8 protein-coding genes and 1 pseudogene are annotated in these 12,676 nt (G+C 66.9%); 4 read left to right on the plus strand and 5 right to left on the minus strand.

Annotated elements, in window-relative coordinates; all coding sequences use genetic code 11:
• The first annotated feature begins 14 nt into the window (after positions 1 to 14).
• Both ACHQ4I_RS24570 and ACHQ4I_RS24575 read left to right on the plus strand, forming a co-directional pair.
• Positions 15 to 1,070: a Gfo/Idh/MocA family protein gene (locus ACHQ4I_RS24570; RefSeq protein ID WP_420774155.1), complete on the plus strand. Its 1,056-nt coding sequence runs from the start codon at positions 15 to 17 to the stop codon at positions 1,068 to 1,070.
• Positions 1,071 to 1,122: 52 nt separating this feature from the next.
• A complete protein-coding gene (locus tag ACHQ4I_RS24575) occupies positions 1,123 to 1,923 on the plus strand; it encodes a M50 family metallopeptidase (protein WP_420774156.1) in 801 nt (266 codons plus the stop codon).
• Between the two features lie 17 nt (positions 1,924 to 1,940).
• Here ACHQ4I_RS24575 and ACHQ4I_RS24580 read toward each other — a convergent pair.
• A pseudogene (locus ACHQ4I_RS24580) lies at positions 1,941 to 2,756 on the minus strand (phosphatase PAP2 family protein); the annotation flags it as partial.
• On the opposite strand from ACHQ4I_RS24580, the gene ACHQ4I_RS24585 reads away from it, so the two are divergent.
• Entirely contained in the window at positions 2,643 to 2,876 is a 234-nt protein-coding gene (locus ACHQ4I_RS24585) for a hypothetical protein (protein WP_420774201.1), read from the plus strand. The pseudogene ACHQ4I_RS24580 and the gene ACHQ4I_RS24585 sit on opposite strands and share 114 nt — an antisense overlap.
• Before the next feature lies 1 nt (position 2,877).
• On the opposite strand, the gene ACHQ4I_RS24590 is transcribed toward ACHQ4I_RS24585, so the two are convergent.
• Together ACHQ4I_RS24590 and ACHQ4I_RS24595 are read right to left on the minus strand one after the other, a co-directional pair.
• The gene (locus ACHQ4I_RS24590; RefSeq protein ID WP_420774157.1) at positions 2,878 to 3,390 is read right to left on the minus strand and encodes a gluconokinase; all 513 of its coding nucleotides are present in this window, start codon (positions 3,388 to 3,390) and stop codon (positions 2,878 to 2,880) included.
• A 71-nt stretch (positions 3,391 to 3,461) separates the two neighbouring features.
• The gene (locus ACHQ4I_RS24595; RefSeq protein WP_420774158.1) at positions 3,462 to 3,971 is read right to left on the minus strand and encodes an RDD family protein; all 510 of its coding nucleotides are present in this window, start codon (positions 3,969 to 3,971) and stop codon (positions 3,462 to 3,464) included.
• A 335-nt stretch (positions 3,972 to 4,306) separates the two neighbouring features.
• On the opposite strand from ACHQ4I_RS24595, the gene ACHQ4I_RS24600 reads away from it, so the two are divergent.
• Complete coding sequence (locus tag ACHQ4I_RS24600; RefSeq protein WP_420774159.1) at positions 4,307 to 5,401, plus strand: serine hydrolase domain-containing protein; 1,095 nt, start codon at positions 4,307 to 4,309, stop codon at positions 5,399 to 5,401.
• Here the strand turns inward: ACHQ4I_RS24600 and ACHQ4I_RS24605 are convergent, their stop codons facing one another.
• Positions 5,402 to 9,277, minus strand: coding sequence for an nSTAND1 domain-containing NTPase (locus ACHQ4I_RS24605; protein WP_420774160.1), 3,876 nt, complete (start codon positions 9,275 to 9,277; stop codon positions 5,402 to 5,404).
• Between the two features lie 183 nt (positions 9,278 to 9,460).
• A partial coding sequence (gene rpoB, locus ACHQ4I_RS24610) for a DNA-directed RNA polymerase subunit beta (RefSeq protein ID WP_420774161.1) occupies positions 9,461 to 12,676 on the minus strand: 3,216 nt, incomplete at its 5' end.

Genomic DNA, 12,676 nt, shown 5'->3' on the forward strand with positions numbered 1-12,676 from the left:
GTAGCGTCGCAGCGATGAGCAGCCTGCAGGTGGCCATCGTCGGATATGGCTTGGCCGGATCGGTCTTTCATGCGCCGTTGATCGCCGCGCAGCCGCGGATGCGGGTGGCGGCGGTGGTGACGGCATCGCCCGAGCGGGGTGAGCAGGCCCGGCGCGAGCATCCCGGGGTGCGGGTGCTGGCGAGTGCGGAGGAATTGTTCGCCGATATCGCCGGCATCGATCTCGTGGTCGTCGCGACGCCGAATCGGACGCATGCGCCGCTGGCGCGGCAGGCGTTGGACGCCGGGTTGCCGGTTGTCGTCGACAAGCCGTTCGCGGTGCATGTGGACGAGGGCGAGGATCTGATCACACGAGCCGAGAGCGTCGGTCTGGCGCTGTCGGTATTCCAGAATCGGCGCTGGGACGGCGACTTCCTGACGGTGCGGCAGTTGATCGCGGACGGGCGGCTCGGCGAAGTGCGGCGGTTCGAATCGCGGTTCGAGCGGTGGCGGCCGGTGCCGAAGGGTGGCTGGCGCGAGGTCGGTTCCGCAGATGAGGGTGCCGGATTGCTGTTCGACCTGGGCAGCCATCTGATCGACCAGGCGGTGACGCTGTTCGGTCCGGTGCGTTCTGTGTACGGCGAGCTGGATCGGCGACGGCCAGGTATCCAGACCGATGACGATGCGTTCGTCGCACTCACCCACACCTCGGGCGTGCGATCACATTTATGGATGAGCGCGGTAACACCACAGCTGGGGCCGCGTTTCAGAGTGCTCGGTTCCGAATCAGGTTACCTCACTTATGGATTGGACCCACAGGAGCAGGCGCTGCGAGCGGGCCGCCGACCCGATGACGGTGCCGAACCTTGGGGCGCAGTCGAACCCGAGCGCTGGGGTGTATTGGGCGCGGAACCCGCTGCGGAACCCGTCCCGACGCTCGCGGGCGACTACCCCGCCTTCTACTCCGGAATGGCCGCCGCGATCCTCGACGGCGCACCCGTTCCCGTCGACCCGCGCGATGCCGTCACCACGCTGCGACTGTTGGACGCGGCGCGTAGCTCGGCGCGCCTCGGCGAGACCGTCACCAACTGACCCGACTCGCGACGACCCAGCGAAGCTCGCCGCGGCCGGCTAAGGTGCGGCGGTGCAAACAGCGGAATTCGTCGAGCACGGCGCCTCCATCGCGGACCGGCTCACCACAACCCAGGCAGTGCCACCGTGGTGGTTGGTTCTCGCGACAGCAGTGGCGGCGCTGATTCTGGTCGGATACAGCCCGCTGTGGCGGGTGACCCGCAATGTGGTCACCATCGCGCACGAGGGCGGTCATGCGCTCACCGCGCTGCTGACCGGTCGCAGGCTCAACAGCATCACCCTGCACTCCGACACCTCCGGACTGACCGTATCGAGCGGAAAACCCTATGGCCTCGGCATGATTCTCACCGCGATGGCGGGCTATCCCTCGCCACCGCTGCTCGGTCTCGGCTTCGCTGCACTGCTGGGCGCCAACCGCATCACGCTGATGCTCTGGACCGCCATCGCCCTGCTCGCCGCCGTCCTGATCAAGGTGCGCAATTTCTACGGACTGCTGACGGTATTCGGCTTGGGCGCCATCGTCTTCGCCGTGTCCTGGTTCGGAACCGATACGGTGCAAGCGGGTTTCGCCTACCTCGGCGCGTGGTTCCTACTGCTCGCGGGCACCCGACCGGTCATCGAACTGCAGCGCGGCCGGGTCCGGCGCTGGCAGATGCCGCAGGGCGCGGACTCCGATGCCGATCAGCTCGCCCGGCTCACTCATATCCCCGCGTTGCTCTGGGTATTCGTCTTCGGTGCGGTCGCCGTCGCCGCACTGGTGGGCGGGGCGCTGCTGCTCTCCGAGGCAGCCGGCGTCTGCATTCCCAATGTCTCCGACGCCACCTGCACCACACCGGCCCTGTCGGTCCGATAGATCCCGTACACCGCAAGACACAGCGCGAGCCACAGCGCGCCGATACACCAGCCGCCGAGAATATCGGTCGGCCAGTGCACGCCCAGATACCACCGGGAAAGGCCAACGGCCATAACGAATACGGCTGCCACGGTCACCGCGGTCCGGCGTGCGGCCGGGCGATCCAGCCGCGAGAGCACCACCGCGGCAAGGACTCCGATCACCACGATCGAGCCGAGACTGTGCCCGGACGGAAAAGCCTGATTGGTCTCGGTGACGAGGTGGTCGACCGCGGGCGGGCGACTCCGGCCGACAAGGTGTTTGCCGACCACGACGAGCACTCCGGCGCCCGCGGTGGCGACACCGACCAGCACCGCCTCCGACCAGCGCCGACGCCAGGCCAGCCCGAGACACAGGACTATCGCCAGCGCCGTCATCGGCAGGGTGCCGCCCAGGTCGCTGATCCCGATCGCGACCGGCGTGACCACACCGGCACGGTGTCCGACGATCCAATCGGTTCCCGGCCGGTCGATCGCGGTGACGCCGTCGTGGCCGAGGACGCTGACGGTAATGCCGACGACCACCGCGGCCAGCACTGCCACGCCCCAGACCGGAACGGGGTGCGGTGGCGCGTGGTGATTGGTCATACCACCACAATGACAGACCGGGGCTGAGAACTTTCTGAGTGTCCGCCTGCGGAAATACGTGACAGGCCGATCCGATGTCGTAGGGTGTTGGCCGTGAATCGATGGCCGGACCACGCCAACGCCGGGCCGGACGGGCACTCTCCAGTGGCAGAGCTGGCTCGTGCGGTGATCGACGCCGTATGCGACACGATCGCGGGCTGGCTGCATCCGCTCGCGGGTGCGGCGACGGTACCGCTGCTGCTGATCATTCCGCTGGTCATCGTTGGTGTGGCCTGGCTGGCCGCAGCACGCGTCGCGCGCAGCCGCACACATTCCGACAGAACGTGAGCTAATTCGACTCCCATGCCGTAACCGCTTCGCGTACCAGTTCGGCGGGATCCTGCATCGCGTCCACGGTGACGCCGAACTCATCGCAAGCCAGCGGCTGCAACGCCGCCAGCTGCGAATCGAGCAGGGCCGACGGCATGAAATGGCCGCGGCGCTCGTCCATCCGGCGAGCCAGCTCCGCGCGTGACGCGGCCAAATGAACGAAGAACGCCCCCGGTGCGGCCGCACGCAGCCGATCGCGGTACCTCCGCTTCAGCGCCGAACAGCTGACCACGCCACCGCGCTCCTGTCGCTCCCCCAGCCAGGCCGCCACGATGTCGAGCCACGGCGCGCGATCCGCATCCGTCAGCGGCACACCGGCGGCCATCTTCGCGATATTGGCGGCCGGATGGAAGTCGTCGCCCTCGGCGTATTCGACGTGCAGCGTCTCGGCGAGCAGCGCGCCGACCGTGGACTTTCCGCATCCGGAAACACCCATCACGACTATGACCGGCGCTACCGACCGTTCGGGCATGGCCACCTCCGCACTCATTCGGCCGGGCAAGCGCCGACGGCTCCTCAGGCTCCGACCCTAGCGGCGGCGCGCTAGGACGACGCGAGGACAAAGGTTTTCGCGGCCTTGTCGTGCCAGCCCTGACGAGCGGCCTTGTCGCAGTAGGGCGATAGCGCGCACAGCACACCCCAGACACCGCAGACCAGGCTCGGCAGGACGAGGGTGGCCCAGCGGATGAGGGCAGCCACGCTGCCGATGCCCTCGCCCGGCGCGGCCGCGGTATCGGTGCGCACGACCCGGATGCCGAGCGCCTTCTTGCCGAAGGTCGCGCCCTGGGTCGCGGTGAGGCCGACCTCGTAGGCGATGCTGGCGAGTAGACCGAGCAGGACGACGAGCAGTGCGGTGCCGATACCGAATCCGGGGTCGGTCTCGGCGGCGTATTCGCTCGACGAGTCCGCGCTGACGACGACCGCCGCGACGATGCCGATCGGGATGCCGACGATGACGGTATCGATCAGCCGCGCGCCCAGCCGGGTTCCCATGCCCGCGAGCCGATACCGGCCGGAGGGGATGGTGAGGTAGACGGTGCCGGGCGTGCTCAAGGATTTCCCCCTCTATGTGGTTGGTGGCGATCTGCGGTCTGCGGCGGGAACAGGAGGCGTGCCCGCCGAACTCCCCTCCACATGGCCCGGCCGACCTGATTCCTGTTCCCGCTCGCCGTTCCGGACCTCGATTTCCGGATGGTTCGCCGGAGCAAGCCGACGACCGAACGCTATGCGGCGGCCCGGGTCCGCAGCGACCGGCCAGCTCGCCGCGTGACGCATATGCGCAGTTCACGGGACTACAACGGAATTCCGGACCGGAATGCTGGTCTGGCGGACCGGACCGGTAATTTGATGTCTCGCAACGGCTCACGACGCCGCAGGAGGGGAATTCGGTGACGACATCGGTCAGGGCGCTGGTCGTCTCAGCGCTCGTAGTCTTGGCAATGCCGGGTATCGCGCGGGCCGACGAGCCGGTCGATATCTTGCAGGCGGGTGCCGACGCCGCGGTCGCGAGCGGAGTTCCGGGTGTCATCGGGTTGGTTCGGAATGGTTCGCAAACTCGCTACGTGCACGCTGGCTACGGCGACCTGTCCACCCGAACCACCGCCGACCCGGCCGCACAGTTCCGCATCGGCAGCTTCACGAAGGCGTTCGTGGCGGTGGTTCTGCTGCAATTAGAAGCCGAACATCGGCTGTCCCTGGACGACCCGATCGACCGATGGGTTCCCGGCGCAGTGCCCGACAATGCCGGTATCACCGTCCGCCAACTGCTCAACCACACCTCCGGACTGCCGGAGTACGCCGACGATCCCCGGATCTCACTGCCCTATTTCGCCGGGATCGAGCCACCGCAGGCTCAGTCGCCCCAGGCACTGGTCGACATCGCACTGCAGCGGGGCCGGACCGGAGCGCCTGGTGAACGGTTCGACTACGCCAACACCAACTATGTCGTCGCTGGCATGGTGATCACCGCCGTCACGGGCAAGCACACGGCCGATGAAGTGCGCGAGCGCATCATCGAACCATTACATCTGCGCGACACCGCCTTTCCCGTCACCGACCCGAACCCGCACGGCAACTGGCTGCACGGCTACACCTGGCAGCGCGATATCTCGATCGCCAGCCCGCGGATCTACGGTGCGGCGGGCGCGATGGTCTCCACCCTCGACGACTTCGCCACCTTCACGCACGCCCTGTACTCCGGTCGACTGCTGCCACCCGAACAACAGGCCGAACTCGTCACAACCGTGCCGACGCAAGACAGCGGCAACGGCTACGGGCTCGGCATCATGCACGCGCAGGCGCCGTGCGGTCCGGTCTGGGCCTACGTCGGCCGGGTACTCGGCTACGACAACCGGATCATCGTCAGCGAGGACGGCGACCGCATCGCACTGCTCATCGGGAACGAATTCCACCTGCTCGCCGACCACACCTCCGGCGCGCGGATACTCGACGACGCCGCCGTGCGAGCCTTCTGCGCACTATGATCAGCAAGGCGGTCGATAGGCCATCCGCGGCACATGCGCCTGCCACACCTCACGGGTCAACACCGTCCGGCCGACATCGCAAATGCGCGCGACCGCGTGCTGCGGATCCAGATCCCACACGCTCATCACGCCGTTCCCGGTGCCGACCAGGTAGCGGCCCGCCGGATCGAAGGCCAGCTGCCAGCTCGTCGTGCTCGGCACGGTGATGGAGTGGCCGAGGGGTTTCGGATGTCCGCGGTCGGTGAAATCCCATAGGCGCACCGTCGAATCCGCGCTCGAGGTCGCCATCGTCCTACCGTCCGCGCTGAAGTCGACCGACAGCACGTTCAAACCGTGCGTGGCAACGGGCTCGCCCAGTTTGCGCACGTGCGCGGGGTCGGTGATATCCCAGACCTGCAGGGTGTCGGCCGCGAGGCTGACCAGGGTCTTACCGTCCGGCGTAATGCCGATCCAGCCGAATGGTTTGGCCGACTCGCTCGGAATCTCGCTGACCACGCGCGGTTCGGCCGGATTCGACAGATCCCAGAGCCGGATGACATAGCGATCCTGGCCGGAATCCGTCCGATCCGAGGTCATGGTGGCCATCAGCTCGTCACGAGTGCCGTACATGGCGAAGGCGCCGCCGCTGCCGGTGGACAGCGGCATCCGGCGACCCAGCGGGACCGGATGGGCGCGGTCGGCCAGATCCCACACCTGGAACGGCCAGGCGGCGTCGTCGGCGATGGTCCACAGATAGCGACCGCCCGGACTGAACATCCCGGCGAATATGCCGGGAAGTTCCGCGACCGTCCGCGGGTGCGCGGCATCGGTGACGTCGTGCAGGAGCACCCTGGGTGGCGTTCCGACCGTCGAGGCGACGGTGCGCCCGTCGCGGCTCACCGCGGCTCCGGCCGCGTACAACTCGCTGGGTCCGGCCCCGAGGGCGGCGAGTTTGCGCAGCGTAGTGCGATCACGCACATCCCACAGTGCGACCTCACCGTTGATCGCGCCGGTCACCATGGTGCCCTCGGCGCTGAACACCGGCGGCAGCGGCGACCACCCGATCCACCCGCCGAGGACCGCCGGTGCCAGCGACCAGAGCCGGACCAGCCCGAGCGCGCCGGCGGCCGCGACGGTATGCCCGTCCGGACCGAAGGCCAGCGAGTTCTGCGCGTCCTGACAGACCACCATGGAACTGACCTCGGGGCACGGCGACGACGATGCCAGCAGTGGTTCCCCCAGCGGCCGCGGAACAGCGCGGTCGGCGATATTCCAGACCGTCACGCCATTGCGATTGCCGGCCGCCAGGGTGTCCCCGTCCGGGCTGAATGCCAGTGAGCGCACCGCCGATTTGGCGGCCGCGAGCAGCGAACTGCGAAAGACCGGCCGGACCGGATCGGTGATATCCCACAGTCCGACCGTGGCGTCGCCGATGTTCTCGGCCCACGGCGAATCGCCACCGCTGCCGACAGCCAGGGTCGCACCGTCCGGGCCGACCGCGATCGCTCGCACCGGCCGCGCCGGAATCGGCAGCGGCGCACCGAGCGGTCTCGGCGCGTCCGCGATGGTCCACAGTTGGATCGCGTCGTCGTAGGCGACGGCGAGCCAGGATCCCTTGGGATGGAATGCCATCGATCGGATCTGCTGTGGAATCGGCAGCGGCGCACCGATTTTCGTCGGTGCGGCCGGATTCCGCAGGTTCCACAGCGTGACGGTGTGATTGTTGTCGGCCGCCGCAAGCACCCGTCCGTTGGGGCCGAAGGCCACTTGGGTCACACCGGCGCCGGTCGGGCGCGCCGTCTGGACCGGATGCCGCGGATCTTCGACATTCCATAGCTGTAATGCGTTTCCGCAGGCCGCCGCGAGGAGCTTTCCGTCGGGGCTGAACGTCACCGAGGTCGCCACGCCGTCACAATTCAGCGGCGCACCCATCGGCTGCGGACGCGCGCGATCGGTGAGGTCCCAGAGTCGGACGGTGTGGTCCTCACCCGCCGAGGCGAGCAGCGCGCCACCCGGCTGATACACGACTTGATCGACCGCGCCGACATGGCCGGACAATGGCGTGGCCAGCGGCAGGTTCTGCGTGCTCAGCAGTCGCGAATTCACCTCCGGGTCATCGGGTTTGAGACGATGGGCGACCAGAGCGAGTTGGGCCGACAGGGTGGGGTCGGTACTGCGCAGACTCTCGGACTCGGTGAGCACGGCCGATAGCAGGGCATTGTCCTGCTGTTCGTCCTTCAATCTGACCTGGCCGTAGGCGGCGATGCCGAGCACAAGGACGCCGACGCCGAGCAGTGCGAGCACCGTGCGGGTCGCGGCGGCCCAGCGTCGCGACTTTGTTCGGGAAATCTCTGCCGCGGTGAGGAATTCGACCACGGTTTCGGTGGCCGGATGCCGTTGCGCGGCCTCCTTCGCGGTCGCCAGCCGAGTGCCGCGGTAGAGCAGGGCCGGATCGGCGCCCGAGGAAACCCAGTCCGCCGCATCGGCTTCCAGCCGTTGGCGCACCAGATAGCCGACGCGGTCCTCCTCGATCCAGGCCCGCAGGCGCGGCCAGGCCCGCAACACGATTTCGTGGGTGAAGTAGGCGCTGTCGGCATCGGAGGTCACCAGCCGGGCGCGGACCAGCGTCTCCAGGACCGTGTCGGCGGCCTCGGAATCGACTGCCCGGGTGATCAATTCGGCGCGGGCCGCGCGGCGCCTGGTGTCGTGGCCGTCGGGTCCGACACTGACCAGACCCAGCAGCAGGGGTTTCGCCTCGATCTGCTGGGTGACGGTGAGTTCGGACCAGGCCTGTTCGGCGGTCGCCGCGACGGAACCGGTTACCCCGCCCGCCTTTCGGTATCCGGCGACGGTCAGTCGAAGTCGTTCCCGATGTTCCCAGGTCGCCGCCATGACATGGGATAGCAGCGGCAGTGCGCCCGGATCGTAGCTGCGCCGGTTCTGATGATCGCCGAGACCGCACAGTTCGGTGACCACCAACTCGACCAATCCGGGCTCGAGTTCGAGGCGCGCCGCCGCGGCGGGGCCGGTAATGGCCTCGGACAGCTCGCTCAGGCGCATCGGACCGAGCACGTAGCCGCGATTGTTCAGCACGTCCTGCAGGATCGGGTAGTCCAGGCACGGCGCGTAGAAATCGGCGCGGATGGCCAAGACGACAGTGACCCAACGCTTTTCGTGCGGACCTGCCAGCGTCGCCAGCGCGGTCAGGAAATCCTCACGTTCCTGCTCGTCCTGGCAGGCGGTGAACAACTCCTCGAACTGATCCACGATGAGCAAACCGTGCTGGCCGATCGCCCAGGTATCTCCCACCGCCTCGGTCAGCGTTACCCGCGGTCGTGCGCCAGGGGTGAGAGTGACTATCCGCCAATCCTTTTCGACCTTCTGGACCGCCGGGACCAAGCCCGCGTGCAGCAACGAGGACTTGCCCGCCCCCGACGCGCCGACGAGGGCGACAATGCCGCCGCCGGCCGCCGCGTCGAGCGTGCTCAGCACCATCTCGGTGAAATCGCCGGTGGCACGACTGCGGCCGAAAAACCATGCGGCGTCATCGGATTGATAGGCCGTCAGCCCGCGATAGGGGCAGACAGCACTCGCCGGATCGGACTCGGGCTTCCAGGTGACGGCCGCCTGCCACAGCCGTCGCCACTCCGGCAGATCCACCAGTACGCGCTCCACCGGCGCGGCCGACTTCTTGGTCAGGTCGATCAGGGTCAGCAGGATCGGCAGCAGCGTGTCGAACTGCGCGGGCACATTGCGGCCCGAGCGCCAGTCACTGATCCGCTGCAGCGATGCCGCACTCCCCTTCGCCGGTCCGCGCGTGGCCTTCATCCGTGCCTCGGCCGCGGTGGCCACCTGCCGCAGTTTCGGATTGCCCGCGGCCTCGAACAAGCTCGTCAAACGCTGGGCGAATACCGATCTCGGCGATGCCCTCCGTAGCTCGGATTCCGATTCGACCGCGCCAACCACCGGCCAATGATATGCGGCGCCGCACCGGTGGCCGGTGTCGGCGCCGCCCGCATCTACCGCTGGATCCTCGACCGCGACGATCTGGACCTCATTGCGGCCGAGGCGATGTCGCGACTAGAGGTCGTCCACGGTGGCGGATTCGGTGCGGGACAAGTTGATTCCCAGATTGGCCGCCGCCCGATCGATCTCTTCGTCGTCCTCGCGCATCTCGATCGCCGCACCGTCGGAAGACAGCACCTCGACGTTGAGGCACAACGACTGGAGTTCCTTGAGGAGCACCTTGAACGATTCCGGGATGCCCGGCTCCGGAATGTTATCGCCCTTGACGATGGCCTCGTAGACCTTCACGCGGCCGACGATATCGTCGGATTTGATGGTGAGCAGTTCCTGCAGCGTGTAGGCGGCGCCGTAGGCCTGCATGGCCCAGCACTCCATTTCACCGAAGCGCTGACCACCGAACTGCGCCTTACCACCCAGCGGCTGCTGGGTGATCATCGAGTACGGACCGGTCGAACGGGCGTGGATCTTGTCGTCGACCAAGTGGTGCAGCTTCAAGATGTACATGTAGCCGACCGCGACCGGATACGGGAAGGGATCACCGGAACGGCCATCGAACAATGTCGCCTTCCCATCCGCGCCGACCATCACCTCGCCGTCGCGATTGGGCAGCGTGCAGCCGAGCAGACCGGTCAGTTCCTCTTCGCGGGCGCCGTCGAACACCGGGGTGGCGATATTGCTATTCGCCGGCGCGGCCCACATCTCCTCCGGCAGTGTGGTCGCCCAGTCGGGTGTGCCCTGAATCTCCCACCCCGCCTTGCCGATCCATCCGAGGTGGGTCTCCAAGATCTGGCCGATGTTCATACGACGCGGCACACCGTGGGTGTTCAGGATGATGTCCACCGGGGTGCCGTCGGGCATGAACGGCATGTCCTCGGTCGGGAGGATCTTGCCGATAACACCCTTGTTGCCGTGGCGACCGGCGAGCTTGTCGCCGTCCTGGATCTTGCGCTTCTGCGCCACGTACACCCGGACCAGCTCGTTGACGCCCGGAGGCAGATCGTCGTCGTCCTCGCGCGAGAACACGCGGATACCGATGACCTTGCCGGACTCACCGTGCGGCACCTTCAGCGAGGTGTCACGGACCTCGCGCGCCTTCTCACCGAAGATCGCGCGCAGCAGCCGCTCCTCCGGGGTCAGCTCGGTCTCACCCTTCGGGGTGACCTTGCCGACCAGGATGTCGCCGTCGCGGACCTCGGCGCCGATGCGCACGATGCCGCGCTCGTCCAGGTCCGCCAGGACCTCATCGGAGACGTTCGGGATGTCCCGGGTGATCTCCTCGGCGCCGAGCTTGGTGTCGCGGGCGTCGATCTCGTGCTCTTCGATGTGGATCGAGGTGAGCACATCCTCTTCCACGAGGCGCTGCGACAGGATGATCGCGTCCTCGTAGTTGTGGCCTTCCCACGGCATGATCGCCACGAGCAGGTTCTTGCCGAGAGCCATCTCACCGTTCTCGGTGCACGGACCGTCGGCCAGCACCTGACCGGTCTCGACCCGCTGACCCTCGTCCACGATCGGCCGCTGGTTGGCGCAAGTGCCCTGGTTCGAGCGTGCGAACTTGCGCATCCGGTAGCTCTTGCGGGTGCCGTCGTCGGCCATCACGGTGACGTAATCGGCCGAAACCTCTTCCACCACGCCGGACTTCTCGTTCACCACGACGTCACCGGCGTCGACCGCGGCGCGCAGCTCCATACCGGTGCCCACGATCGGAGCCTCGGAACGGATCAGCGGCACGGCCTGGCGCTGCATGTTCGCACCCATGAGGGCACGGTTGGCGTCGTCGTGCTCGAGGAACGGGATCATCGCGGTCGCGACCGAAACCATCTGGCGCGGCGAGACGTCCATGTAGTCGACCTCGGAGGCGGGGACGAGTTCGTTCTCGTCATTGCCCCGGCGGCAGAGCACGCGCTCCTCGAGGAAGCGGCCATCGGCGTCGACCGGCGAGTTGGCCTGCGCACGTACGTGGCGGTCCTCCTCGTCGGCGGTGAGGTACTTGACCTCATCGGTGACCACGCCGTCGACCACCTTGCGGTACGGCGTCTCGATGAAGCCGAACGGGTTGACCCGCGCGTACACCGACAGCGAACCGATCAGGCCGATGTTCGGGCCTTCCGGGGTCTCGATCGGGCACATGCGGCCGTAGTGCGAGGTATGCACGTCGCGGACTTCCAGACCGGCACGCTCACGGGACAGACCACCCGGGCCCAGCGCCGAGAGACGACGCTTGTGGGTCAGACCCGAGAGCGGGTTGTTCTGGTCCATGAACTGCGACAGCTGGGAGGTTCCGAAGAACTCCTTGATCGCGGCCACGACGGGACGGATGTTGATCAGGGTCTGCGGCGTGATCGCCTCGACGTCCTGGGTGGTCATCCGCTCGCGGACCACGCGCTCCATGCGGGAGAGGCCGACCCGGATCTGGTTCTGGATCAGCTCGCCGACGGTGCGCAGGCGACGGTTACCGAAGTGGTCGATGTCGTCGACCTCGACCGGCACCTCTTCGCCGCCGGGCGCGGTCATCGCACGATCACCGGCGTGCAGACGCACCAGGTACTCGATCGTGGCGACGATGTCTTCCTTGGTGAGCACCGACGCGGTGATCGGCTCGCCGAGGTGGATGCCCAGCTTCTTGTTGATCTTGTAGCGACCGACGCGCGCCAAGTCGTAACGCTTCTCCTTGAAGAACAAGTTCTCCAGCAGAGTCTGCGCGGACTCCTTGGTCGGCGGCTCGCCCGGACGCAGCTTGCGGTAGATATCCAACAGCGCCTCATCCTGACCGGCGGTGTTGTCCTTCTCCAGCGTCGACATCATGATCTCGGAGAAGCCGAAACGCTCGACGATCTCCTCGGTCGTCCAACCCAACGCCTTCAACAACACCGTGACCGGCTGACGACGCTTACGGTCGATACGCACACCCACGGTGTCGCGCTTGTCGACATCGAACTCCAGCCACGCACCACGCGACGGAATCACCCGCACACTGTGCAGATCCTTCTCGGTGCCCTTGTCGACGGTGTGATCGAAGTACACACCCGGCGAACGCACCAGCTGCGAAACCACGACGCGCTCGGTGCCGTTGATGATGAACGTGCCCTTATCGGTCATCATCGGGAAATCACCCATGAAGACCGTCTGACTCTTGATCTCACCGGTGTTGTTGTTGATGAACTCAGCGGTCACGAACAACGGCGCCGCGTAGGTCATGTCCTTGTCTTTGCACTCGTCGATGGAGGCCTTGACCTCCTCGAAACGAGGATCCGAGAAAGACAGGGACAT

The sequence above is a fragment of the Nocardia nepalensis genome, from assembly GCF_048910785.1.
GTDB lineage: Bacteria > Actinomycetota > Actinomycetes > Mycobacteriales > Mycobacteriaceae > Nocardia > Nocardia nepalensis.